The sequence below is a fragment of the Vibrio hepatarius genome, assembly GCF_043642085.1.
Taxonomy (GTDB): Bacteria; Pseudomonadota; Gammaproteobacteria; order Enterobacterales; family Vibrionaceae; genus Vibrio; species Vibrio hepatarius_C.
The window spans coordinates 563,227-587,257 of record NZ_JBHZSA010000003.1 but is presented as its reverse complement, the minus strand read 5'-3'; the positions used below and the strand labels follow the sequence as shown (position 1 = coordinate 587,257).

The window sequence follows — 24,031 nt, the reverse complement described above, 5'->3', positions numbered from 1 at the left end:
CACATGCCACAAGGAAGCGAGCTGACCAACCTGGCAGCGAGACTCGCCTGGGCCAAACATACGAAATAATTGTTCATAGAGTTCTAACTTACGCTTAAGGTTTTTCATTCCGCTTTAGGGTTCTCCAGGCGCGTTAAATGACCAAATCCATTGTCGAACAGCGCTTGCTCCATGGTAGTGAGTACGCGCTCGGTCACTTGATGTAAAAGCACACCTGACTTTAGTTCCTTGTCACTCACCAATTGCGAAAAGTGATCGATTTCGAATTCGAACCCGTTGCCTGACACTCGCGATTCAATGATAGTGGTTTTGCCTCTATGCTCGATCTCAATCAACTGCGGATTCCACCATTTATCCTGAATCGTAATAGTAAGACCCTCAGCTTTTAAAACCGCACTACGCGACAGGTCGGTTGTGATTGAAGAGGAAATCTTACCTTTTACCTCACCATCAAAGATAAAGCTGGCATCAGTATCGACATGGCATTGTTCTAACGTATTGCGCATTGTTACCTGAGGTGGTGAAACATCGACACTCATACCATGACATAAATCGTAGTAAAGCCATAAGCTATACACACCTACGTCTAAAGTCGAACCACCGGAAAGCTGATCATTAAAGATAAACACATTGGGGTCATAGTCGTTATGGTTGCCAAAGCCAGCTTCAATAGAGGTGAGTTTAATATGGTTGTTTTTAAGGTAGGATTTCAGCTCTCGGTAGGCAGGAAAAGTCACTGTCTTCATTGCTTCTAGCAGTAATACACCGTTCTGCTTAGCCAACGCTTTCATCTCTAACCAATCTTGAAGATTTGTAAACGCTGGCTTTTCAACAAGTACGTGCTTTTTATGGCTTAGAAATAGCTCAGCCAAGGACTTATGATAAGGGTGTACCGTGGCAATATAGACAGCTTCTACATTAGGATCTTCGGCCATATCTCGGTATGCCCCATACTGCTGAGAGGCACCAAATTGTTCTCCGAAGGCCTGAGCTCGCTGCAAATCTCTCGCAGCCACAGCGTGTAACTGGCCATGTTCACTAAACTGGGTCAATGCTGTTGCGAAACGCTGAGCAATATTCCCTAAACCAGCAATGCCCCATTTAACTCTTTTCATTGTTTATCCTTTTTCTCTTATCTTGGATTAAAGAGCATACAGAGGCAGAATAAAACTAAATAGAGTACAAAATTTCAAGTCTGTTCATGGTTTAGTGGTAATAGCGATAAACTCAGTCACTCAAAGACATTAACATAAGGTCATCAACAAAAATAAAGGCGCATTGGAAGTCAACGCGCCTTATTTCATTCTTTCACGGAAAGTGTGGATAAAGTGGCTAGACCTCAGGTCAATGTTAACTCCACTTCAATACTCGAACTTCATTGCCCTCTTCAGGTACTCTTGGAATATTGCGCGAAAGTAATAGGCTCACCATTGCCATTCCGGCACCGATGTAGAAAACCGCTGCTGGTGACACTAACCAAATTAAACCAAATGAAACCGGTATGAACACTGCTGCAATATGATTAATGGTAAACGACACTCCCGCTGTTGATGCCATATCAGCAGGATCGGCAATCTTTTGGAAGTAGGTTTTAATTGCCAAAGCTAAGGCGAAGAACAGATGGTCTATCACATACAATGCTGCAGCCCACTCTGCGGTTTCAACCAAAGCGTAACCAACAAACACACCTATTAAGCCGACATATTCAAATGTTAGTGCCTTACGTTCGCCCACTTTACCGATAAATCGACCGATACGTTTCGCAAACAAGAAGTTAAACAAATAGTTGATTAGAAACAGCAAAGTAATATCCGCCGCCGAATAGCCAAAACGCTCAACCATCAAAAATCCGGCAAAGACAGTGAAGATTTGACGACGGGCTCCGCTCATAAATGTAAGTGCGTAGTAAAGCCAATAACGCTTTCTTAGCACCAGTTTCTTATTTTGCTGTACATGCGTTTCGAACTGAGGAAACGCAAATGCCATCCAAGTGACCAGCAAAAAACCTACCCCACCAAAAGTCAGGTAAACCCACTCGAAGTCCATTTTTATAATTTCTAAACAGAACCATAGCGCGCCATATGTCAGCAACGACGCTAATGCGCCAACCGAGATAAACTTGCCGAGCATCTCTGGCGCTTCATCTTTTGTAAGCCACTGCAAAGAAAGTGACTGCTTCAAGGTTTCAAAGTAGTGAAAGCCTGTCGACATCAATAGTGTTGTCAGCAGTAGCCCCATTACTGAGGGAAAGAAGCCGGTAATGGCTGTGCCTAGGGTTAATGCTCCCAATGACAGCAGCATGAATCGTTGCTCACGAATGAACAGCAGGACGAATACTGCAGTAAACGCAAGAAATCCTGGGATTTCTCGCACACTCTGAAGCAAGCCAATATCAGAACCATCAAAGTTGGCGCGTTCAATCACGAAGTTATTCAGGAGTGCCATCCAGCTTGAAAAAGCGATAGGCACGACAATGGAAATGAGCATGAGGAAATTTTGTGGCGTTTTCCAGCTCGCTGAGTGGTTCATGTTTCGATCCTTATGTGAATAGCCTGTTACAATAAAACGCCTCTAGCTAATAAACAAACTTATTTACAATTTATACCTAGCAGTAAAAATTCTGAGAATTTACACCACCTTTAGTGTAAAAAACTAAGTGAGTAAAAATATTAAAAACAATGCTTTAAATATTGTTAACTTCTCGTTATGGTGTTTTTATGTTCAACCAGTCGAGAGAGAAGAAAAATGGAAATAATCGTACGTCCGACACAAGTGAGTGATGCAGCCGCATTATGTGAAATTTATTCACAACCGAAAGCACAGCGCGAGACACTCCAACTGCCAAAACCATCGGTAGCAATGTGGACGCAGCGACTGGAAAACATACCTCAGGGTGTTTATAGCTTTGTTGCAGAAGTGGATGGAAACGTCGTCGGGAATATAGGATTCGAGCACTCACAACGTCCAAGAACGGCACACTGTGGCAGCTTTGGTCTTGGTGTCCATGACGACTACCACGGGCTAGGTATTGGCAGCAAGTTGATTGAGACAGTTCTAGATTTGGCAGATAATTGGTTGCAAATAAAACGAGTACAAATCGAAGTCAATACTGACAACGAAGGGGCGATCGCTTGTTATAAGAAGTTTGGCTTTGAAATTGAAGGCGAATCAAAATTTGGCTCGTTCCGCGATGGTGAGTTAATCAACACTTACTATATGGCTCGCATCAAACCTGGCTTATAGCCCAAAACAACCTCAAGATTGATAGTAAGGCTTACCTTTATGGGTAAGCCTTTAACGTATCTAGAGCGTGGACAGCAAGCGCCTCTGTATATGGGGTGATCTTCCAGTGGTCAGGACTCCAGCCTTTAACAAAGCGCTGAAAGTCTGCCCATGCAATGGAAAACAGTGGTCGCCACTCGGCTTCAACATCAACGGCATCTATAGAAGGTTGGTACATATCAAGTGCTCGGCTTAGATGAGCAAAATATTCATCTAAAATCCAACCTTCCATCCCTTGGCATTTCTCTGGCTTTACCGCACTACTCATAAACAGCGCCACATCTTTCATCGCACACCCGCGGCCAATATATTGAAAATCGACCGCCGCAGCGCGAGTGCCATCCGGATAAAAACAGAAATTAGCTAACTTAGCGTCACCATGGACGAGAGTCTGGTATCGCGCCTCTTTAAGCACTCTATCTATCTTAGATGCAGTTTGTTTGAGTGATTCATCGTTGAGCGCTGCCAGTTCATCAGGGCGTGTATCTAAATGCCAATACGTACCGGACTCCCAAAGCCCTTCTCCTTGATGCCCAATATGTTGAGCATGGAAATATGCGAGCCACTCTAGACAAGCGCTTAGGTGGACGTAAGTAGCTTCAGTAACCACATCGGTAAAACCCAGCGTCGACAAATCTTCCATTGCAATCAGCAGATCTTGCCCTTGCTGCTCGACTTTAATAGCGACAGGAACTTTTGCCTGACAGAGATTGGCCGCTGATTTATACCAGTTCAATTCAACCTGATACGAGCGAAGCTTTCTTTGGTGCGATAACTCACTGTTCCAGCCTCGTGGATGGTGTTCAGGCTTAGGCAACTTAATATGCTTAACGATAATGCTTCCACCTGCACTATGCAGTCGAACAAGCTCCCCATAACCACCCCACAAAGATTGCAGCACCTCTGTATGGGTTAATGTTTCAAACCCCAAAGAGTCGAGTAGTGATTGATAGTCGTATTGTTTCATCATTGCGCTTTCAGGTGAGACCACTGCGGATAACGATTAAGGTAATGTGCGACATAACTGCAGATCGGCTCAATTTTTAAGCTTCGCTTGTCTATTTCAGGTAAGATCGCTTCCATCACTACCTTGCCATATCCCTTACCTTGTAGCTCTTCTGGCACCTTAGTAGAAGTAATTGCATACGTGCTTCCCTTGTCCACGAACTTTATTACAGCGTAATGATCGCCCTCTAAGTGGACTCGAAATTGTGAGTTTACTTCATCAAAAATCAGTGAATGCGACACAATAGCTCCCAAAAATGATACTCAGATCATGTTAATGCGACATATTGGTGTTTGAATAAACATCAAAGCACACATAAAATTTATAATCCTCGAATCAGGCACATAGAGATTCGAAATGTATACGTCAACCTACCTCTAAAACAATAACATGGTGGGTATAATGGAGGCTAGATGAATACCCAAGCAGTCGCAGTGAAAGCGCAACCAGCGCGCTCTTCTTCTAATGACAGAAGTATCTCAACACTCAATAGCACTGATGCACTTGCGATGATTGAGCATGGGGGAGAACTTACCCTAGGTATCTCTACGCCGGTTGGTACCACTTTCCGTTGTAAATCCTCTTTTATCGGTTCGCACTCCAGCAACGTCATTCTTATCGAATTACCTAAGATCTCTGAAGATGATCTGAGCTTTTTCTTTCAAGAAGGTTTTTGGATCGCGATTCGCGCGATATCTCCACGTGGCGAAGGGGCGATTGTTTCCTTCAGAAGCCAAATTCAGCATGTGCTTAAATCACCAGTAGCCATGGTGGCTCTATCGGTTCCACAAACCATGCAGGTCACTCAGCTGAGAAAAGAACCGCGCTTTGATGTAAACCTTGCAGCGAAAGTGGTTGCTGATAGCCATAAGCTGGAATGTGAAATAAGAGATTTATCCAAAGGCGGCTGTCGCTTTGTCACCGCACCGTTAAGCCGACCATTTCAAGTTGGTGAAGAAATCGCACTACACGTACGACTCGCAACGAGTAAAGACAGTCACTTCGAACCGCTGTTTGGCACTGTGTGTAATTTGCAGCGTTCCCTTCACTATGCTCGCTACGGGATCGCTTTTAACGAGCATGGAAAAAATAATGCGAAGGTGTTGCTCGGTCACCTCAAGTTCAATGGCACTAAGCTCACTTTAAAGTAATCTGCCAGACATTAAAAAAGCCCCGCTACATAACATGAGCGGGGCTTTTTCGCTGTCTAGTGTTATCCAATAAAGGAAATGTAACCTTGAAGGATAATCAGGTTAACGATGTCGATAAAGAATGCACCAACAATAGGCACCACCATAAACGCCTGCGGTGATGGACCGTATCTATTCACTAGAGAGCCCATGTTCATAACCGCCGTTGGTGTCGCACCTAAACCAAATCCGCAATGTCCGCCAGAGATAACCGCCGCATCGTAGTTTGAACCCATCACTTTGAACGTCACGAAGTAAGCGAACACACCAAGCACCACTGACTGTACTGCCAGAATGATGAGGAAAGGAATCGCAAGATCAAAGATGTTCCATAGTTTCAGGCTCATTAGTGCCATCGCTAGGAACAATGACAAAGAAACCGTACCGAGAATATCGACCGTTTCTGTATCCACTTTGTGAACCTTAGTCACCTCAATCACGTTAGTGATAAACACACCGATAAATAACGCGTAAACGAAGTCAGGGATCATCAACCAGCTGATATTAAAACTGCTAACCCACTGCTCTAAGTACTTCGCACCGGTAACACAGATCAGAAGAATAAATAGGACTTCAACGACTTTCTTAGCCGTTACCTTATCTTCTTCATACTCGTTATACGTCACCAATTCAGGGAAGCGTTCGTGAGTTTTTGTTCCTGTGCCGTATTCAGACTCAAAACCATTTTTGTTGATCAACTTCTGCGCCACAGGGCTGCCAATGATGCCGCCAATAATCAAACCAAACGTCGCGGAAGCCATTGCTATCTCAAGCGTATTGGACAACCCATATGTCTCTGAAAACGTCTGTGACCAAGCAGCACCTGTACCATGGCCACCAGATAGCGTGATTGAGCCTGCGATCAGTCCCATCAGAGGGTCTAATCCTAGTGCAGTTGCCATTGAGACACCGACACCGTTTTGGATGATGATATAGAAAGAAGCAACGGCGAGGAAAACAAACACCTTCGCGCCACCTTTCATTAACTGGGTATAGTTCGCAGCGAGTCCGACAGTACTGAAGAACATCAACATAAAGATTTTTTGAAGCGGTAAAGAAAACTCTAAGTCGATACCATAAAAATGCATTAGCGTTATGATGAGCGCGACAATAAGACCACCAACGATAGGTTCAGGGATGTTGAACTTTTTAAGGATGGGAAGCTTTGCGTTCACAAAATGTCCTAAAAAAAGAACACTGATTGCGATCAAGAAAGATTCTAGCGGTCCGACTGAAATTATCTGATTCATATAACCTCTTATTAGTTATTAACTCATCTTCCTTAACGAGTACAAAGCCCTACAGGCTCTGATGAGCAATGCTCATAGATTCATTTTTTCTATTGAAATTAGTCCTTATACAAACAGCCTCAAGATGCTCGTTTCAACAGTTAACCCTATAAATTTAAGCTAGGGTTTAGAAAAGAAAGCGGACATTATTAATAATCTTGACCCTATTTGTCGAGCCTCAAGGGCAAAATCCTGTCGATATTCCGAATAAATGTCCGTAAATAGAGGTTATAGAAGAGGAATTTTGTCTATCCAACAGGCAAAAAAATAGCCAACCGCAATGGTGCGATTGGCTTATATATTGTGTGAACAAATTGTATTCACTAACAACGTCAGTTGGCTAGGTGACCCTCGGCTTAAGAAGGGTCACTCATACTAATGCAGGTAGTGTGCCAACTTTATTTCCACGATTTTTTTGTGCTCATTCGCACTTTTTTGCCATTTCCGCCTCCCAAAATGCAATTTGAAAATCGCATTTTGCAAATATTCGCAAAAGCATATTAAACTCGATTCTTATAGATACAATTGTCAAAGAATGATTTTCATACTTTTTTTACGTCGGAGCCGATATACTCACTGCACTTTAATTTACGTATCAACAAGAATGAACTACCTAACAACATTTCTAAAAGGCATGGCGATGGGTGCTGCTGACGTGGTACCCGGCGTGTCAGGCGGTACCATCGCATTCATTACTGGTATTTACGACACCCTGCTTGAAAGCATTCGACGCATTAACCCGTCAGTTCTAGGTATCTGGAAACGTGATGGCTTTAAAGCAGCATTCCAACATATCAACGGTTTCTTCCTTATCGCATTATTTGGTGGTGTGCTTACCAGTATTGCGACTCTTGCTAAGCTGATTTCGTGGCTCTTGGTGACTCACCCGATTCCATTGTGGTCATTCTTCTTTGGCTTAATATTGGTTTCGGTCTTCCATATGCTGAAGCAAATCGAACAAAGAAGCCTAAATCGTCTTGTCTTCCTACTGTTAGGCGTCGGCTTTGCCTACAGCATCACCGTCCTTAACCCACTGCAATTAGAGCCCACCAGCATTAATGTGCTGCTAGCCGGTGGTATTGCCATTTGCGCGATGATCTTGCCTGGCATTTCAGGCAGCTTTATCCTATTGCTGATTGGTATGTATACGCCGGTACTTGGTGCAGTAAAGTCATTTGATATTGGAATTCTTGCGCTATTTCTGTCTGGCTGCGTTATCGGTCTACTGACTTTCTCGCACGTTCTGTCTTGGTTACTCAAACGTTTTAGAGACCTAACTCTGGTATTCCTCACTGGTTTGATGATAGGTACGCTACCTAAGATTTGGCCATGGAAAGAGACCATCAGTTGGAGAACTAACTCACACGGAGAGCAAGTTCCATTAATCCAGCACAACCTAATGCCCACTGACTTTGAACTGATCAGCTCTCAACCAGCACAACTTGGTATAGCCGTTGTTATGATGCTATGCGCGATTGCATTAGTGCTTGGGTTAGAGAAATTTGCTGAAAATCGCGATCTGTAAAGATGGCGCATATCATTACGAGCGGCTTTGAATAAGCCGCTTTTTTTATCGCCAAAGAGAACATGGAAATAAGAATCAATTGCAACAAAATTCAGATCAGATTACTCTTGTGTGCGATTTTTACCATAGAAGCATACCAAGATGAGCGGCCAATCATTCTTTGAACATTTGTTCGAACATTCAAAGCAAGTTACCCCTTATTTAATCGGCTCTATCAATCATCAGCCAAATGAAAGCCCTGAACACCCTGTTGTACGTATCGATTGCTCTAGCGCTGCACAGATACAATCCCTCTATGAACAGCTAAAACTACTTCACCCTGAAGCAGGCGCCCCTTACTGGCTAACCAGAACTTGGACCTTGCTCTGCTGGCAGCCTATTTATGTCGCTTTTATTGCCATTTATTCATGCCGAGGGCTTCCTAATATCTCGACCATGGCTCAATCCATACAGCCCGGCTTTGTTAGTGGCTATCAATTCGAATCAACAATCTATCAACAAGGCAGCGAGCAAGAGCTCATCACCAAAGCGGGCCATGAACTCAACCTACTGTTTGATTATTTCAGATCCGAAATGAGTCAATGGACGCGAATCCGCCCAGGTTTTACTCGCCACTTATTTGCTGACGGCATACTCGGTTGCTTAGTCAAGTTGAGCCAATACGCGCCAGAACTCCCAGAGCACTACTTACTTGACCAAGCGCGTTTATGGCTGCGGGCTTGTGATTTGTCAGAAAAGTTCATCGATAGGCTCACTTATGATGACTCAAATAACCAGCTAACGCTTATCAGAACCAGTTGCTGTTTAGTCTATAAATGCCAAGGTCGTAAACTGTGTGGCGACTGCCCTCGTCATCCAAATAATAAGCGCTAATCTCTAGCTCACACAACAATCAATTATGATACGTATTATCATTTGCATTTTAATATGCTAGCATCGCTGCTTATTTATCAATCCTCGGCTCTGAAGTTAAATCATGTTCCAACTTGTCGATGCGTCGTTCGAAATCGACGGTAAAAACATCCTTTCCCCTACCAGTTTAGATTTTTCGCGCGGCAAGGTAACGACTTTGCTTGGCCACAATGGCTGTGGTAAATCGACTTTAATCAAACTGTTAAGCCGTCAAAACTCGCCTTCTCAGGGCGAGGTGCTGTTCGACGACCAACTGGTTTCTTCCTATACCAACTTAGAGTTCGCTCACCGAGTGGCTTACCTGCCGCAACATCCTCCTATAACAGATGGCGTGACGGTCCGTGAATTGGTCTGCTTTGGGCGCTATCCGTGGAAAGGCGCATTTGGGCGCTACAGCAAAGAAGATTACGCGATTGTCGATGAAGCGATCGATAAAGTGGGATTGAACAACTTTTCACAACGATTTGTCGCTACTCTCTCTGGTGGTGAGCGCCAAAGGGCCTGGGTCGCGATGCTACTGGCTCAGCAAAGTGAGTGTATTTTGCTTGATGAACCTACCTCTGCACTCGATGTTGCTCACCAACACGAGTTACTGGCGCTGATCCGAGAGCTCAACCAATCCATGGGCCTAAGCGTCATTATGGTGCTTCATGATGTCAACATGGCCGCTAAATTCAGCGATGAGTTGATTGCGCTTCATTCAGGACAAGTCATCGCAAGTGGTTCACCTGCTGAACTGATGACACCGGACACTCTAATGAAAATCTACGGAATGGAGTTAGCTCTATTCCAACACCCTCAAACAGGTCAACCCATTAGCTACATCCCCTAACTACAAGGAATTCGTTGTGAAAAGATTCGTACTTATGTTGTCAGCACTACTGACATTCAATGTTTATGCGTTGGACATCACCCACGAGATGGGGGTCACCACTTTTGAATCAACACCTAAGAAAGTCGTTGCTCTCGATTGGGCACTAACGGAAACCGTCCTGAGTTTAGGTGTCGAGCTTACGGGTATTGCCGATACTAAAGGCTATCAACAATGGGTCGTTGAGCCTGCTCTAAGTGGTTCTGAAATTGATTTGGGCGCACGTCGTGAACCTAACCTTGAACTGCTTATGGAGCTTAAGCCAGACGTCATCTTAATCAGTAAACATATGGCGCCAGCCTACGAACAACTACAACGTATTGCGCCCGTTCTAGTATTCAGTATTTATAGTGAGAAAAAGCAGCCATTGAACGCAGCAAAATCGATCACGAAATCATTAGGTCAGTTATTCGATAAAGAGCAACAAGCGGAGCAGGTCATTGCTCAGACAAATGAAGTTTTCGCCATTAACGCAGATAAAGTTCGCCAATCAAGCAAGTCGGATAAAGCGCTACTATTCGCGCGTTTTATTAACGACAAAACCCTTCGAATCCACAGCCAAGGCTCACTGGCTCAAGCAACTATCGATGCCATGGGTCTAGAAAATGACTGGCAAGAAGAGACTAACCTATGGGGCTTCACCACAGCTGGGACAGAGAAACTGGCTGAACACCAAAGTGCGACTGTGATGATCTTCGGCCCGCTCACTCAACCTGAGCGCGACAAACTCACTCGCTCACCGCTTTGGCAAGCGATGGAGTTTACCCGTACCAATTCCGTGTATGAACTGCCAGCAATTTGGACATTTGGCGGCTTAATTGCAGCACAACGTTTTAGTGATCATATCACTGAGCAGCTTATTACAAATCAATGAACACCTTAAAAATACATAACCCTCCACAGCAACGTATCCACTTCACAGCGGCTGCCCTATTCGCAGCCGCGCTTGTGAGTGTTGTCGGCTTACTGGAGATCACCGCTCCTTATACACAAGGTATTCCGCTGATATGGGATACCTTGTTTCACTATGACCCTGCTAACTATCAACACCTTATTACCCACTTAACCTATCTTCCTAGGTTATCTGTCGCCATTATTTGTGGATTCGCTCTCGCTGTTGCGGGCTGTGTGATGCAGTTTGTACTGCGCAACCCAATCGCTTCACCAACCACCCTAGGTGTCGCTGCGGGTTCAGAGCTTGGCATGGTACTGGGGATCCTTCTTATCCCTGCCAACATGGCTATACCTAATTTTGTTCCTGCATTCATTGGCGGGTGTTTAGCTACGGGGTTAGTATTTGCGTTAAGTTCAACCAGAGGTTTCTCTCCCCTTCATATGGTGTTATCCGGCATGATCGTCAGCCTGTTCTTAGGCTCATTGAATACCATGCTTTTGATGCTGCATGAACAACAGCTAACCAACATATTTGTTTGGGGGGCCGGAATGTTGAACCAGAATGACTGGACGAGTACGCAGATGCTCATCCCCTTAGTCACTCTACCAACCCTATTATTACTGCTGTTACAACGCCCGTTATCTGCACTCCAATTTGGTGACAATGTCGCGACCTCATTAGGCGTAAACATCAAGCAAATAAAGCTACTGTGTTTATCTCTCGCTATCTTCATTACAGCGGCCGTCGTAAGCGAAGTTGGGCTGATCGGATTTGTCGGCATTGTTGCTCCGGCTATCGCAAGAATGCTAGGCGCCCGAACCTTAGTGAAGCAAATCCTTCTTAGTGGATTGATTGGTAGCCTTATCCTTTTGACCGTTGACCTGCTGATCCAACCATTCTCTGGCGTTGGCGGCGAGCTGTTACCAACCGGAGCGATGACGGCATTGATCGGCGCACCCTTTTTACTTTGGCTACTACAGCGAACTAAGCTTCAGGCCGATCTAAAAGCACGCTCTGAACATGTAGAACATTACCGCCATGTTGATGCTGCCAAACTTATCACCGCAATGGTTGTTGTCCTTATCCTAGTCACTTTATTTGCGCTGACCGTTGGTAAAACACCGCAAGGTTGGCAGCTAAACGTTAATCGCTCAATTTTTGATTTGCGCGCGCCACGAGTGTTAGTCGCACTATTGGCAGGTGTCGGCCTTGCGTTTGCTGGTACATTGATTCAGCGTATTTCTAACAACCCGATGGCAAGCCCTGAAGTGCTAGGGATCAGTTCAGGTGCTGCTTTAGCGCTGGTGCTAGGGACAGTTTTGGGTATTACCGTCGGCCGAGAACAGCAAATGCTTATCGGAACTGTAGGCGCGCTATCCGTTACGGCTCTTGTTTGGTTGATGGGGAGAAAGCATAACTTTGCGCCAACCCAAACCTTATTAACCGGTATTGCACTTAGCGCCGGGCTCGATGCCTTACTGCGTATTGCGATGAGCTCAGGCCATGACAATGCCACAACTTTGCTCACCTGGTTATCTGGTTCAACTTACCTAGTAGCAGGCCAAGATATTCTCATTCTTGCGGTTGGCGTCACGCTCACCGGAGCCATCGCTTTGTCACTCAATCGCTGGGTTGAGCTGATTGGAATCGGAGAAGTCACAGCCAACAGCCTAGGGATGAACTCGACGATCGTAAGATTAGTACTGCTACTTTTGGTCGCGGCATTAACCACTTTATGCACCATCGTGATTGGCCCACTCAGTTTCATTGGTTTACTGGCCCCTCATATGGCGAGATCTCTGCATCAGTATCGCGCAGTACCACAAATGCTCACTGCCGCGGTACTGGGCGCGATTATTATGGTTATCGCGGATTGGATAGGTAGAACCCTTTGGTTCCCGTGGCAATTCCCGGCTGGCCTTCTCGCCTCTTTGATTGGCGGTGGATACTTCTTGTATCTAATGAGACGCTAGCTCTAGAGCCCTCCAATTTGCGAGGGCTTATACCCCTTTCCTAACTAAACCTCACATCGTACTTTTGCTACCAAAAGACAATAAGTGACATTTCTACCCATTTGTGTTTACCATGGCGTTAACAACAACCAATCGCGATCAATTCATGGAAAAGATAGCAATCACTCGGCTTCAACAAGGTCTGTTAGTGAAAGTCGTATCAAGACTGAAAGAGCAAAACGCACAAGCGGGTGATAGCCTCAATGAATCTTCTCTAGCGCAACACTTTGAAGTTTCAAGAACACCGATGCGTGCAGTGCTCAAACATATGTCTGCGCTCGGGATCACCAAGGCGATTCCTTATAAAGGTTTTGTTTTGCAGACTCATGCACAAGAGATTGATATCGACGCTCCTGAGGGTGATGAGCAATGTCGACAAGAGCAGCTCTACCTGCATATTTTGATCGATCTCTTTTTTGGTCAGATTGACACCACATTCTCTGAGAACGAACTGCAACAGCGCTACAATGCCAGCCGCGGAGAAATTCATAATGTGCTTCGACTATTAGAAACGGACGGTATATTTCGCCATGGCCCTGGCTATAAATGGCACGTTGACGGCGTCTTAAATACGCTTGAACGACACGCAGAAAGCTATCGTTGCCGACTGATTTTCGAGCCAGCAGGCTTACTTGAACCCACGTGGAAGCTCGATACCGAGCAGTTTGTCCTATGCCAAAATCAGCATACTCTGGCCATTGATACGCCAGATGCAGTCTCAGCGAGCAAGCTATTTACGCTGAGTGCCAATTTTCATGAGTTACTTGCATCTTGTTCCGGCAATCGATTTTTGCTCAGCACCATGCAGCAACATAACCGACTGCGTAAAGCGACAGACCTTATTTCAATGCATATTCAATCATCAGTGGTGAAGTCTTGCCAACGCAGACTAGAGATTATCGAATTGCTGCTCAGAGGTAAAAATCAAACTGCGGCGGACAAGCTGACTCTGCTGCTCGAAAATGATATTCGAGTCATGACTCGAACATACAACGACGTCATGAACATCTCTCAAGACCAACGTGACAAAATCATACAAAGTCTTACCCACTCGCCACAATAGTCATTCCAATAGCAGCTCTAGATAGCTGCTATTTTTTTCCCTTTTCTTCCTTACATCACCACCATTCGTCCAAACCATACGGTTATCGATATAAGTATCAAAAATAAATCACCTTTCCATATTGTTTTTTCGCAACAAAAACACAATAATAGCCCCAATCATTTGTAATTGATAATTATTATCATAATCATTAATAAGGCTACCACATCGACACCGACTGTGCGGCCTAAGAAAACATAGAGAAAGAAATGAACGTTATAAAAGGAATTTTTCCACTGTCTTCTATCGCGTTAGCCATTGCAGCAGCAAGCACACCAGCGATCACCTACGCTCAAGAATACACAGAAACTCAAGAAAAAATGGTCGTGGTTTCTAGCCGCACTCCTAAAGCACTCAGCGATATTCCAGGCACTGTTTGGTACATAGATTCGGAACAGATCGAGCAAGAATACCGCGGTGGTAAATCACTCGGCGATATCCTTGCTGCAACCATTCCTTCTTTAGATGTCAGTACCGGCGGCCGAACCAACTATGGCCAAAACCTACGTGGCCGAAAAATGTTGGTGATGATTGATGGTGTGTCACTGCAATCTTCTCGCCAAATCAGCCGTCACTTAGACTCTATCGATCCGTTTAATATCGAACGTATCGAAGTACTTTCTGGAGCAACATCGATCTACGGCGCAGGCGCATCTGGCGGTGTGATTAACATCATTACCAAGAAAGCACAAAGCGAGGAACTCGAGTTTGAATCTTATGTAGGCGCTTCTTCAGGTTTCAATTCGAGTGAGGATTTCGACTATAAGCTGGGTCAGGCAATTTCTGGTGGTAACGAAAAAGTAAAAGCAAGAGCGTCAGTAATTTATACCGAAACACAAGGCTTCTTCGATGCCAATGGCGATATCGTGGTTCCAGATATCTCACAAGGCTCTCTGCAGTTTAACCAGACCGTCGACTTCTTAACGACTGTCGGTGTAAATGTCTCTGACACCAAGAAGATCAATTTCTTAGCGCAATACTATGACAGCCAGCAAGACTCACCTTATGGTCTGTATATAAAAGACAGGACCTTCATCGATGTTAGAAAAGGCTTCAACTCAGATCGTGAGCATGGCACTGAGCGTATTATGCTGAGCGCATCGTATGTGGATGAAGCGTTCTTAGGCCACCAGCTTATCGCCGAAGCCGCCTACCGTAAGGAAGATCAAACTTACACTCCTTACTACCAATCTTCAGGCCAGCAGATTACCGACGTGCTCTCTCTTAAAGCAGCACTAGCGAAAAGCTATAACCGCTTCAATTTCGTTTATGGTATCGACGCTTATCAAGATTCATTGGAAAGTAATCAAGCCCTATACGATCCGACTATCGCCAACAACTCAGGCGATCTGATCAACAAGACTTATGCGCAAGTTGGCCGTTATCCAGGTGTTGAAGTCGGCTCAGTCGCGGGGTTCATTCAAGCAGACTATGCCATTACCGATAGTTGGACCGTCGAAGGGGGCTATCGCTACCAGTACATGGTCAATAAGATCGATGATTTTGTCGGCTACACTCAGCAAAAGAACATTGCTAAAGGTAGTGGCAGCAGCGCTGATGCCGTTCCAGGAGGAGAAACCGATTACAGTGTGGGCTTGTTCAACCTTGGCACCATTTTCCACATCAACAATAACTCTCAGGTGTGGGCAAACTTTTCCCAAGGTTTTGATCTCGCTGACCCTGCGAAATATTACGGTCAAGGTGACTACACCCTAGTTGGCGATCATTGGCAGCTAAACGACAGTATTAATGTCTCTGATTCGAAGCTCTCTGGCATCAAAACCAACAGCTTTGAACTAGGTTATCGCTTAGATACTGGTGAGCTCAACTTACAAACGGCGGCTTACTACTCTCAATCTGATAAGAGTGTGAAGTACAACAAAAATACACTATTGATTGAAGACGTTGAGGACAAGAAACGAGTTTACGGCCTAGAAGCACTTGCTGCTTACTGGGTGCATGACAACGTACAGATCGGTGCATCTGCTCATTACGTGATTTCTGAACTCGATGGTGACAACGGCTGGGAAGATCTGTCAGCTGGCGAAGCGAGTACTTCAAAGGCAAGTGCTTGGGCCGGTTGGTACGATGACAACTTGGCGCTAAAACTGCAAAGCCAGACCATGTTTGATTATGAAGATGAAGCTGACAATAAGCTGGAAGGCTACACAGTATTTGACCTAGTGGGTAGCTATCAGCTTCCTGTAGGTAGCCTAGGCTTTGGTATCCAGAACCTATTCAACGAAGACTACACCACAATTTGGGGCCAGCGAGCACAAATTCTTTACTCAAGCCACTATGCGCCTGAAGCGTATGACTACAAAGGTCGTGGCCGCACCTATACGCTAAACTACCAAGTTAAGTTCTAATCTCTACCCATATAAAAAACGCCCCTGTGACTTTCTATATTCAGTCACAGGGGCGTTTTATTCTATCTAAAATCGATTAAAGCTGTTTCTGACGGCTCGGCAAAAATACCTCACCCAACATACAACGTACGCTGCCACCACCAATATTCTCAATCGTTTGGACATTGAATGGCAGTAATTTACCGTGACTTGAAAGCTGTGCACGTTGCGCTGGAGAAAAAGCATCATAGGCAGACTGCGACATCGCAATCACTTTCTCGCCATTGATGGTTTCCAGTTGAAGGATGTTGCCACAGAAGTTATTCATCTGTTCCAATGAAATTGAAATCACTTGCTTATCTTTAGCCAGAGATTTGATCACAAAGCGACGTTCGAACTCTGGAATCACTTCATCACAAATCACGCAGAAGCTTTCCCCAATCGCCATCATCACATTGGTGTGATAAATCGGCTTGCCTGAAGGAAGCGCCGTTTGGAACGAGACGACTCGGTCATAACCAATTCGTTTTGAGTAATCTTCCAACACTTCACGATCACAGCGCTGTGACAAGGCGGCATAAACAGTTTTATTAACGTGATCTTTAACCATCACGCCAGTACTTTCTAAATGCGCGTCTTCTTGTAAATAGTCAGTCAAAGAGTCTTGAAGGGTAATCGTACGACCGGCTTGTTGCAGCGCTTCAGCCAATGCATCGACTTTCACTTCGTGCTGGCGGTTCTTACATGCCATAGGAAAGGTAAATAGCTCGCCTTTCGCTGTCGTACTGAACCAATTATTTGGGAAGACTGCATCTGGTGTTTCTACGTCCCCTAGAGGGTAATCAAACTCAACTACTTGAACGCCTGCTTGGCGCAAAGAAGCCACCATTGCTTTGAATTCTTCCATCGCAGCAAGACGAACTTGGCTCGTAGACTCAGTCACTTGATGCTGAAATTCATTGTCTTGTGCAGTTTCTGCGTTAAACGCAAACTCTTTAGGTGGCACCATCACCACACAGTTAGCGTTTTGTACTGTTGATTGTTTTTTTTGTAGTAGGGCTTGCTGTTTCAACATTAGGACAAACTCAATTAATCTCACTCAATAGGGCTAATTGTAGACATAATGTTAAAACAAGATTTACTGAAATAACCTACTAAACACTCACATCAACAGTAAAATCAAGTGAAAATAACAAATATGACAGCGTTTTTTATTGTCACCATAACTTTTAAGCAAAAGCCTCTGAATATTATGCATCGACAGGAGTAATAAACTGGTTACATTTCACACATTAACGTTATACCATTGGTTTTCCTTCCTATTTATGGACGTACACCAATGCCGCACGGCATAAATCCTGTCTTTTGTGTGTTTAGGAAATAACTATGTTTAAAAAATTTGAAGGCTTTACCAAGCCTTTTCCCGAGCAAGAGCCAACCCAGCCGCCATCAGGGGTGTTTGCTTTTTGTCGCCACTACACGCGGGGCTTTGAAGTTCCGCTGATCATCATGTCTATCATGTCGACGATTGTCGCGATAGTAGAGGTGTCTCTGTTCGGTGCGATGGGTAACCTAGTTGATTGGCTATCGACCAGCAACCCAGAAACCTTTTGGCAAGAAAATCAAAGCGAGCTCCTATTTTACGGTACTCTTTTACTCGTTGTGATGCCGATATTGGTGATTGGTTACTCTCTATTAATTCACCAAACCTTGCTTGGTAACTACCCAATGTCTATTCGTTGGTTAGCACACCGCTACCTGCTAAAGCAAAGCCTCAACTTTTACCAGGATGACTTTGCCGGTCGAGTGGCGACTAAAGTGATGCAAACCTCGCTGGCAGTGCGTGAAACCGTAATGAAGAGCATGGATGTATTTGTTTACGTCTCGGTCTACTTTACTTCCATTGTTGTCCTGTTAGCTCAAGCAGACTGGCGCCTAATGATTCCAATGGTGGTTTGGCTATGCTGTTATATCGCCATCCAGATTTACTTTGTACCTAAATTAAAGAGCGTCGCATCAGAGCAAGCGGATGCTCGCTCAACCATGACGGGTCGTATCGTCGATAGCTACACCAACATCGCCACCGTGAAACTGTTCTCGCACAGTAAACGTGAGACTGAATATGCCGAAAAAGGCATGAATGGTTTCTTAGATACGGTATACCGCCAAATGCGCCTGGTGACTGGTTTTGATGTCGCGGTGGAAATCACCAACTACGTTCTAGTGTTCTCAATTGGTGCCCTGTCTATTTTCTTATGGATGGATGGCTCGATCAGTATTGGCGCAATCGCCATTGCTATCGCGTTAGCCCTGCGTATCAACGGCATGTCGATGTGGATCATGTGGGAAGTTGGCGCTCTGTTTGAAAATATGGGTACGGTAGTAGACGGGATGAAAACCCTATCGAAACCCATCGACATTCAAGACAAACCTAACGCTAAGCCTATCGTAGTACAACAAGGTGGCATTGAGTTTGATAATGTCAGCTTCCACTATGGCGATAAAGAGAAAGGGGTGATCAGTAACCTCAACCTCAATATCAAACCAGGCGAAAAAGTGGGATTGGTTGGGCGTTCGGGCGCAGGTAAATCGACTCTGGTTAACTTACTGCTACGTTTCCATGATGTGGAGAGCGGTAAGATTAAGATCGATGGCCAAGTTATCTCTGATGTTACGCAAGATTCACTACGCAGTAAGATTGGTATGGTGACGCAAGATACGTCATTACTGCACCGCTCGATCCGCGACAATATCTTGTATGGCAACCCTGATGCCTCTGAAGAAGACTTGCTGCGTGCGACTAAGCAAGCCCATGCTCATGAGTTTATCGAAACGTTGAATGACCCATTTGGCAACGTTGGCTACGACGCTCAAGTCGGCGAACGTGGCGTTAAACTGTCAGGTGGTCAGCGCCAACGTATCGCGATTTCTCGCGTACTGCTTAAAGACGCCCCTTTACTGATCCTTGATGAAGCGACGTCCGCGCTCGATTCCGAAGTCGAAGCGGCAATTCAAGAAAGCTTAAACGAGCTGATGCAAGGCAAGACTGTTATCGCCATTGCTCACCGACTATCAACGATTGCTGCAATGGATCGTTTGATCGTACTGGATAAAGGTGAAGTGGTTGAACAAGGTACTCACCAAGAGCTAGTTCAAAGCGGCGGAATATACGCTCAGCTTTGGGCGCACCAGACTGGAGGCTTCATTGGCGAAGACCAAAACGACCAAAAACAAAGCGCTTAGGTCATGAGTCTATAAAATAGTTAGGGGGTTAGGGCCTCCCTGACTATTTTAGCGAAAGGAAATACAAAATATATCTTTACATCACACAGTAATCAGGTACTATCTAGATCGCTCTGCAATACAGAGTTATTTGTGAAACTGCAAGTAAAAGTAAATCCTTAGAATTCTGCGTTACCGTTGTTATCCTCAGTGTTTCCCTTAGCTTCATTGTTTACACATTAAATAGTTCGATTTTTCAGCGCACTACAATTTAATTTTTTATATAAGGGACACATCATGTCTAACAAAACTACTGGTATCGTAAAATGGTTTAACGAAGAGAAAGGCTTCGGTTTCATCACTCCAGAAAACGGCGGTGCTGACGTATTCGTTCACTTCCGTGCTATCACTTCAGACGGTTTCAAAACTCTGAAAGAAGGCCAACAGGTTTCTTTCGAAGTTGAACAAGGTCAAAAAGGCCCACAAGCTGCTAACGTAGTACCAGCTTAATTTTAGATTGACCTAAGCGTCAATTACTAAGATTTCGAAAAACCAGCCCTAGTGGCTGGTTTTTTTATGCTTATAGCTCACCACTGTAACCAGTTTTCCTGCTACAAAAAAAGCCCTACCGTAAGTAGAGCTCTTTCTAAGTCACTTAATACGTAATTACCACATCAAATCATCTGGCACGACGAAGTCAGCGTATGGGTCATCTTCTGCCGAGATATCTTCTGCTGGTGCATTTTGTTCGATGATAACACTCTCATCACGCATCGCAATCTTGTTCGCTACACTGCTCGGGATAATCACGTAAGTTTCATCAGTACGCGCAATAGAAAGAATACCTTTTGCTAACTGATCGCGAATCAGTTGCTCAACATACAGTGATTTTACAAGCGTACCATCAGTGAAGTTGTATTTAATATCGCCATCTTTTTGGTCGATTCTATTCATTTCGATCAGTTGCTTGATTTGCGCTTTGATCTCTTTCGATAGACGCTGCTCTTTTTGCTCTTCGCTTAACGCTTTATCACGCTCTTGCTGCTGGCGTTTGCTCTCTTCAACCGCCGCTTTTACTTCACGTGCTTGCACGCGAGATTTCTTCGAGCCCTTTTTGGCTTTCTTTAATTTTTTCTCGTTTACCAAGCCCGCTTTCAGCATTTGCTCTTGAAGTGTCAGTTTTGCCATCGTAGTTCCAAAGGTAATCAATTTGCCCTCATTTTAACGGTTCAAACCAAGCAAATAAAGGCTACAAACAAGATAAAATCATCAGCGAAACTGCATAGAAAATCATCCGAAAAAAAGGCTTTAAAACCTTATCGTAACGACAAATCTATTTTGTTAGACTCCGCTACCTTTTTATCCGTTAATGCGCTCGACGCGGAAGCTTAGAGAGCCAAATTCAGACCCGTGTCAGGTATGACTCAGCTCCACTGGGTCATGTATTTCTCTCCCTATCTTTGTGAGATTTGAAGTGGAAAACAATTCCAAACTTGATCGTGTTCGTGCTGATTACAATGTTCATTACTGGAGCCAAGGCTTCTACGGTATCGATAACCAAGGTGAAGTGTATGTGTCACCTCGTAGCGATAACGCACATCAGGTGCCTCTGAGTAATATCGTCTCTAAGCTAGAACAAAAGCAGCTTAATTTACCGGTACTGGTTCGCTTCCCACAGATCCTGCACCAACGTGTGCACGGTATTTGCCAAGCGTTCAACCAAGCGATTGAAGAAAACCAATACGACAACAACTACCTACTGGTTTACCCAATTAAAGTGAACCAGCAAAAAGAAGTGGTTGATGAAATTCTAGAAAGCCAAGCGCAGCTAGAAACAAAACAACTAGGCCTAGAAGCGGGCAGTAAGCCAGAACTATTAGCGGTACTGGCACTGGCGCAAAAAGCGAGTTCAGTGATTGTATGTAACGGCTACAAAGACCGTGAATACGTGCGTCTTGCGCTAATTGGTGAAAAGCTTGGCCACAAAGTATTTATCGTATTAGAGAAGCTTTCTGAGCTTGATCTGGTACTGAAAGAAGCAAAAAGCTTAGGTGTAAAACCTCGCTTAGGTATTCGTATTCGCCTTGCGTCACAAGGTGCGGGCAAATGGCAATCAAGCGGCGGCGAGAAATCGAAGTTTGGTTTAGCAGCATCACAAGTTCTTACGGTTATCGAACGTCTGAAACAAGAAGAGCAACTAGACGCAATGCAGCTTGTGCACTTCCACCTTGGCTCACAGATGGCGAACATTCGTGATATCCGTAATGGTGTTAATGAGTCTGCGCGTTTCTACTGTGAACTGCGTGAAATGGGTGCGGACATTAAGTACTTCGATATCGGTGGCGGCCTTGCAGTCGACTATGATGGCACTCGCAGCCAATCGTCAAACTCAATGAACTACGGTTTGATTGAGTACGCACGCAATATCGTTAGCACTGTCGGTGATGTTTGCCAACAATACGAACAGCCGGTTCCTGTGATTATCTCGGAATCAGGTCGTTCATTGACGGCGCACCACGCTGTGTTGATCACTAACGTGATTGGTACTGAAGCTTACCATCCAGAAACGGTGGTTGAGCCAAGTGCTGAAGACCCTACGCTACTACAAAACATGTGGCGTAACTGGGAGAACTTACAAGACGGTAGCGATGCGCGTGCGCTGATAGAGATCTACAACGATACACAAAGCGATTTGGCAGAAGTGCACTCGCAGTTTGCAACAGGGGTACTAAATCTGCAGCAACGCGCGTGGGCTGAGCAGCTTTCTCTGCGAATTTACTTCGAACTAAGCCGCCAAATGAGCAACAAGAACCGTTTCCACCGTCCTATTTTGGATGAGTTGAATGAGCGACTAGCCGACAAGTTCTTCGTCAACTTCTCGCTATTCCAGTCTCTACCAGATGCATGGGGTATTGATCAGGTGTTCCCTGTCCTACCGCTATCTGGTTTGGAAGAAGTCGAAGAGCGTCGTGCTGTGATGCTGGACATCACTTGCGACTCAGACGGTGCGATTGAGCAGTATGTTGAAGGTCAAGGTATCGAAACGACGCTGCCAGTACCTGCGTGGAATAAAGACAAACCATACCTAATGGGTTTCTTCCTCGTTGGTGCGTACCAAGAAATCCTTGGTGATATGCATAACTTATTTGGTGATACGCACAGCGCAGTCGTCACTGTTGATGAAAATGGCGAAGCGATCATTGAACGCATCGATGAAGGTGATAGCGTGGAAGACATGATGCGCTACGTACACATTGATGTAGATAAGATTCGTAGCAACTATCGTGAGCTGGTCGCTGAGCGTGTCGCTTCTAACGAACAGCAAACTGTACTACAAGAACTAGAAGGTGGCCTAACCGGTTACACCTACTTAGAGGATTTCTAAATGAATGATTTGTTTACGAAAACTGATTATTCGCTTTACTCGAATTCAATGAGCTTTATGCGCAGACCTTACCTGCGCAACCCTGTCTCGGCAGACGCAGATCTAGTTGTACTTGGTGTACCGCTAGATATGGCAACATCAGGCAGACCAGGCGCGCGAATGGGCCCAGACGCGATTCGCCGTGCATCAGTGAACCTTGCGTGGGAAGGTAAAAAATTCCCATGGGATTTCAATGTCTTTGACCGCGCAAAAGTCATTGATGCGGGTGACCTAGTCTTTGACTGTGGTGACGCTGAAGACTTTACCTACCGACTAGAAGCCGCGACAAGCGAGATTCTAAAAAGTGGTAAAACCATGCTGGCTTTGGGTGGTGACCATTTCATTACTTTGCCTATTCTGCGCGCATACGCGAAACACCATGGTGAAATGGCATTGATTCACTTCGATGCCCACACTGACACCTATGCGAATGGCAGTAACTACGATCACGGCACCATGTTCTATCATGCGCCAAATGAAGGTCTAATTTCTGCTAAGCACTCGGTGCAGATCGGTATTCGTACTGAGTATGAGAAAGACAATCATGGCTTTAACGTGATTAATGCTATGGAAGCGAACGATCTTTCAGCGGAAAGCATCGTTGCACGTATCCATGACATTATCGGTGACAAGCCAGTTTACGTAACGTTTGATATCGACTGTCTTGACCCAGCATTTGCGCCGGGAACAGGCACACCGGTTTGCGGCGGATTGAACTCAGACAAAGTTCTGAAGATTCTACGCGGACTTGCGGGTGTAAATATTGTTGGTATGGACGTTGTGGAAGTATCACCCCCATACGACCACAGCGACCTTACCGCCCTAGCAGGGGCAACTGTGGCACTTGAGCTTATGTACGCATGGGCATCAAACCGCAGCAATGACTAACTAAATAGCCATTCAAAAGCAAAGCTGACCTAAATTAGGTCAGCTTTTTTTATATCTATTCTCGG

20 protein-coding genes are annotated in these 24,031 nt (G+C 45.0%); 13 read left to right on the top strand and 7 right to left on the bottom strand.

The features are described 5' to 3' along the window. Nucleotides 1-104: 104 nt before the first annotated feature. Both ACHUFZ_RS08775 and ACHUFZ_RS08770 read right to left on the bottom strand, forming a co-directional pair. Entirely contained in the window at nt 105-1,115 is a 1,011-nt protein-coding gene (locus ACHUFZ_RS08775) for a Gfo/Idh/MocA family protein (protein WP_394126832.1), read from the bottom strand. A gap of 235 nt (nt 1,116-1,350) precedes the next feature. Continuing rightward, nucleotides 1,351-2,529: an MFS transporter gene (locus ACHUFZ_RS08770; RefSeq protein ID WP_394126831.1), complete on the bottom strand. Its 1,179-nt coding sequence runs from the start codon at nt 2,527-2,529 to the stop codon at nt 1,351-1,353. A gap of 216 nt (nt 2,530-2,745) precedes the next feature. On the opposite strand from ACHUFZ_RS08770, the gene ACHUFZ_RS08765 reads away from it, so the two are divergent. Beyond that, on the top strand, nt 2,746-3,243 hold the full coding sequence (locus tag ACHUFZ_RS08765; protein WP_394126830.1) for a GNAT family N-acetyltransferase: 498 nt from the start codon (nt 2,746-2,748) through the stop codon (nt 3,241-3,243). A 37-nt stretch (nt 3,244-3,280) separates the two neighbouring features. Here the strand turns inward: ACHUFZ_RS08765 and ACHUFZ_RS08760 are convergent, their stop codons facing one another. Together ACHUFZ_RS08760 and ACHUFZ_RS08755 are read right to left on the bottom strand one after the other, a co-directional pair. Continuing rightward, nucleotides 3,281-4,252, bottom strand: coding sequence for a phosphotransferase (locus ACHUFZ_RS08760; RefSeq protein ID WP_394126829.1), 972 nt, complete (start codon nt 4,250-4,252; stop codon nt 3,281-3,283). After that, nucleotides 4,249-4,530: a GNAT family N-acetyltransferase gene (locus ACHUFZ_RS08755; protein WP_394126828.1), complete on the bottom strand. Its 282-nt coding sequence runs from the start codon at nt 4,528-4,530 to the stop codon at nt 4,249-4,251. The genes ACHUFZ_RS08760 and ACHUFZ_RS08755 overlap by 4 nt, the downstream gene beginning before the upstream one ends. A 171-nt stretch (nt 4,531-4,701) precedes the next feature. Between ACHUFZ_RS08755 and ACHUFZ_RS08750 the strand changes: the two genes are divergently transcribed. Next, on the top strand, nt 4,702-5,439 hold the full coding sequence (locus tag ACHUFZ_RS08750; RefSeq protein WP_394126827.1) for a flagellar brake protein: 738 nt from the start codon (nt 4,702-4,704) through the stop codon (nt 5,437-5,439). A gap of 62 nt (nt 5,440-5,501) precedes the next feature. Here the strand turns inward: ACHUFZ_RS08750 and gltS are convergent, their stop codons facing one another. Beyond that, nucleotides 5,502-6,728 (bottom strand): sodium/glutamate symporter, encoded by a 1,227-nt coding sequence (gltS, locus tag ACHUFZ_RS08745; RefSeq protein WP_053440970.1) that lies wholly within the window; start codon nt 6,726-6,728, stop codon nt 5,502-5,504. A gap of 643 nt (nt 6,729-7,371) precedes the next feature. On the opposite strand from gltS, the gene ACHUFZ_RS08740 reads away from it, so the two are divergent. From ACHUFZ_RS08740 to ACHUFZ_RS08710, 7 genes are all read left to right on the top strand, one after another. Next, nucleotides 7,372-8,292: a polyprenyl-phosphate transporter gene (locus ACHUFZ_RS08740; protein WP_394126826.1), complete on the top strand. Its 921-nt coding sequence runs from the start codon at nt 7,372-7,374 to the stop codon at nt 8,290-8,292. A 141-nt stretch (nt 8,293-8,433) separates the two neighbouring features. After that, nucleotides 8,434-9,165, top strand: a complete 732-nt coding sequence (locus ACHUFZ_RS08735) for a siderophore ferric iron reductase (RefSeq protein WP_394126825.1) — start codon at nt 8,434-8,436, stop codon at nt 9,163-9,165. Between the two features lie 103 nt (nt 9,166-9,268). Beyond that, nucleotides 9,269-10,036, top strand: a complete 768-nt coding sequence (locus tag ACHUFZ_RS08730; protein ID WP_394126824.1) for an ABC transporter ATP-binding protein — start codon at nt 9,269-9,271, stop codon at nt 10,034-10,036. Nucleotides 10,037-10,052: 16 nt separating this feature from the next. Continuing rightward, nucleotides 10,053-10,949 (top strand): ABC transporter substrate-binding protein, encoded by an 897-nt coding sequence (locus ACHUFZ_RS08725; protein ID WP_394126823.1) that lies wholly within the window; start codon nt 10,053-10,055, stop codon nt 10,947-10,949. Continuing rightward, entirely contained in the window at nt 10,946-12,943 is a 1,998-nt protein-coding gene (gene fhuB, locus ACHUFZ_RS08720) for a Fe(3+)-hydroxamate ABC transporter permease FhuB (RefSeq protein WP_394126822.1), read from the top strand. Before ACHUFZ_RS08725 ends, fhuB begins: the two co-directional genes overlap by 4 nt. A 145-nt stretch (nt 12,944-13,088) precedes the next feature. After that, nucleotides 13,089-14,045 (top strand): GntR family transcriptional regulator, encoded by a 957-nt coding sequence (locus tag ACHUFZ_RS08715; protein WP_394126821.1) that lies wholly within the window; start codon nt 13,089-13,091, stop codon nt 14,043-14,045. A 248-nt stretch (nt 14,046-14,293) separates the two neighbouring features. Next, a complete protein-coding gene (locus tag ACHUFZ_RS08710) occupies nt 14,294-16,453 on the top strand; it encodes a TonB-dependent receptor (RefSeq protein ID WP_394126820.1) in 2,160 nt (719 codons plus the stop codon). Nucleotides 16,454-16,529: 76 nt separating this feature from the next. Here ACHUFZ_RS08710 and ACHUFZ_RS08705 read toward each other — a convergent pair whose 3' ends face one another. After that, nucleotides 16,530-17,507, bottom strand: a complete 978-nt coding sequence (locus tag ACHUFZ_RS08705) for an arginine deiminase-related protein (protein WP_394126819.1) — start codon at nt 17,505-17,507, stop codon at nt 16,530-16,532. A gap of 311 nt (nt 17,508-17,818) precedes the next feature. Here ACHUFZ_RS08705 and ACHUFZ_RS08700 point away from each other — a divergent pair, with 311 nt between their 5' ends. Together ACHUFZ_RS08700 and cspE are read left to right on the top strand one after the other, a co-directional pair. Further along, complete coding sequence (locus ACHUFZ_RS08700) at nt 17,819-19,675, top strand: ABC transporter ATP-binding protein (protein WP_394126818.1); 1,857 nt, start codon at nt 17,819-17,821, stop codon at nt 19,673-19,675. A 276-nt stretch (nt 19,676-19,951) separates the two neighbouring features. Next, nucleotides 19,952-20,164: a transcription antiterminator/RNA stability regulator CspE gene (cspE, locus tag ACHUFZ_RS08695; RefSeq protein WP_004412710.1), complete on the top strand. Its 213-nt coding sequence runs from the start codon at nt 19,952-19,954 to the stop codon at nt 20,162-20,164. A 156-nt stretch (nt 20,165-20,320) separates the two neighbouring features. Here the strand turns inward: cspE and ACHUFZ_RS08690 are convergent, their stop codons facing one another. Further along, nucleotides 20,321-20,842, bottom strand: a complete 522-nt coding sequence (locus ACHUFZ_RS08690; protein WP_394126817.1) for a DUF2058 domain-containing protein — start codon at nt 20,840-20,842, stop codon at nt 20,321-20,323. Nucleotides 20,843-21,128: 286 nt separating this feature from the next. On the opposite strand from ACHUFZ_RS08690, the gene speA reads away from it, so the two are divergent. Both speA and speB read left to right on the top strand, forming a co-directional pair. Beyond that, nucleotides 21,129-23,039 carry an arginine decarboxylase gene (gene speA / locus ACHUFZ_RS08685; RefSeq protein WP_394126816.1) on the top strand — a complete coding sequence of 637 codons (1,911 nt, stop codon included), beginning with the start codon at nt 21,129-21,131 and terminating at the stop codon, nt 23,037-23,039. After that, nucleotides 23,040-23,966: an agmatinase gene (gene speB / locus ACHUFZ_RS08680; protein WP_394126815.1), complete on the top strand. Its 927-nt coding sequence runs from the start codon at nt 23,040-23,042 to the stop codon at nt 23,964-23,966. The last annotated feature ends 65 nt before the right edge of the window (nt 23,967-24,031 follow it).

What these genes read in the sequence shown, in the direction of transcription:
- ACHUFZ_RS08775 (WP_394126832.1), bottom strand. Translation starts at nt 1,115, where the DNA reads ATGAAAAGAGTTAAATGGGGCATTGCTGGTTTAGGGAATATTGCTCAG.
- ACHUFZ_RS08770 (WP_394126831.1), bottom strand. Translation starts at nt 2,529, where the DNA reads ATGAACCACTCAGCGAGCTGGAAAACGCCACAAAATTTCCTCATGCTC.
- ACHUFZ_RS08765 (WP_394126830.1), top strand. Translation starts at nt 2,746, where the DNA reads ATGGAAATAATCGTACGTCCGACACAAGTGAGTGATGCAGCCGCATTA.
- ACHUFZ_RS08760 (WP_394126829.1), bottom strand. Translation starts at nt 4,252, where the DNA reads ATGATGAAACAATACGACTATCAATCACTACTCGACTCTTTGGGGTTT.
- ACHUFZ_RS08750 (WP_394126827.1), top strand. Translation starts at nt 4,702, where the DNA reads ATGAATACCCAAGCAGTCGCAGTGAAAGCGCAACCAGCGCGCTCTTCT.
- gltS (WP_053440970.1), bottom strand. Translation starts at nt 6,728, where the DNA reads ATGAATCAGATAATTTCAGTCGGACCGCTAGAATCTTTCTTGATCGCA.
- ACHUFZ_RS08740 (WP_394126826.1), top strand. Translation starts at nt 7,372, where the DNA reads ATGAACTACCTAACAACATTTCTAAAAGGCATGGCGATGGGTGCTGCT.
- ACHUFZ_RS08735 (WP_394126825.1), top strand. Translation starts at nt 8,434, where the DNA reads ATGAGCGGCCAATCATTCTTTGAACATTTGTTCGAACATTCAAAGCAA.
- ACHUFZ_RS08730 (WP_394126824.1), top strand. Translation starts at nt 9,269, where the DNA reads ATGTTCCAACTTGTCGATGCGTCGTTCGAAATCGACGGTAAAAACATC.
- fhuB (WP_394126822.1), top strand. Translation starts at nt 10,946, where the DNA reads ATGAACACCTTAAAAATACATAACCCTCCACAGCAACGTATCCACTTC.
- ACHUFZ_RS08715 (WP_394126821.1), top strand. Translation starts at nt 13,089, where the DNA reads ATGGAAAAGATAGCAATCACTCGGCTTCAACAAGGTCTGTTAGTGAAA.
- ACHUFZ_RS08710 (WP_394126820.1), top strand. Translation starts at nt 14,294, where the DNA reads ATGAACGTTATAAAAGGAATTTTTCCACTGTCTTCTATCGCGTTAGCC.
- ACHUFZ_RS08705 (WP_394126819.1), bottom strand. Translation starts at nt 17,507, where the DNA reads ATGTTGAAACAGCAAGCCCTACTACAAAAAAAACAATCAACAGTACAA.
- ACHUFZ_RS08700 (WP_394126818.1), top strand. Translation starts at nt 17,819, where the DNA reads ATGTTTAAAAAATTTGAAGGCTTTACCAAGCCTTTTCCCGAGCAAGAG.
- cspE (WP_004412710.1), top strand. Translation starts at nt 19,952, where the DNA reads ATGTCTAACAAAACTACTGGTATCGTAAAATGGTTTAACGAAGAGAAA.
- ACHUFZ_RS08690 (WP_394126817.1), bottom strand. Translation starts at nt 20,842, where the DNA reads ATGGCAAAACTGACACTTCAAGAGCAAATGCTGAAAGCGGGCTTGGTA.
- speB (WP_394126815.1), top strand. Translation starts at nt 23,040, where the DNA reads ATGAATGATTTGTTTACGAAAACTGATTATTCGCTTTACTCGAATTCA.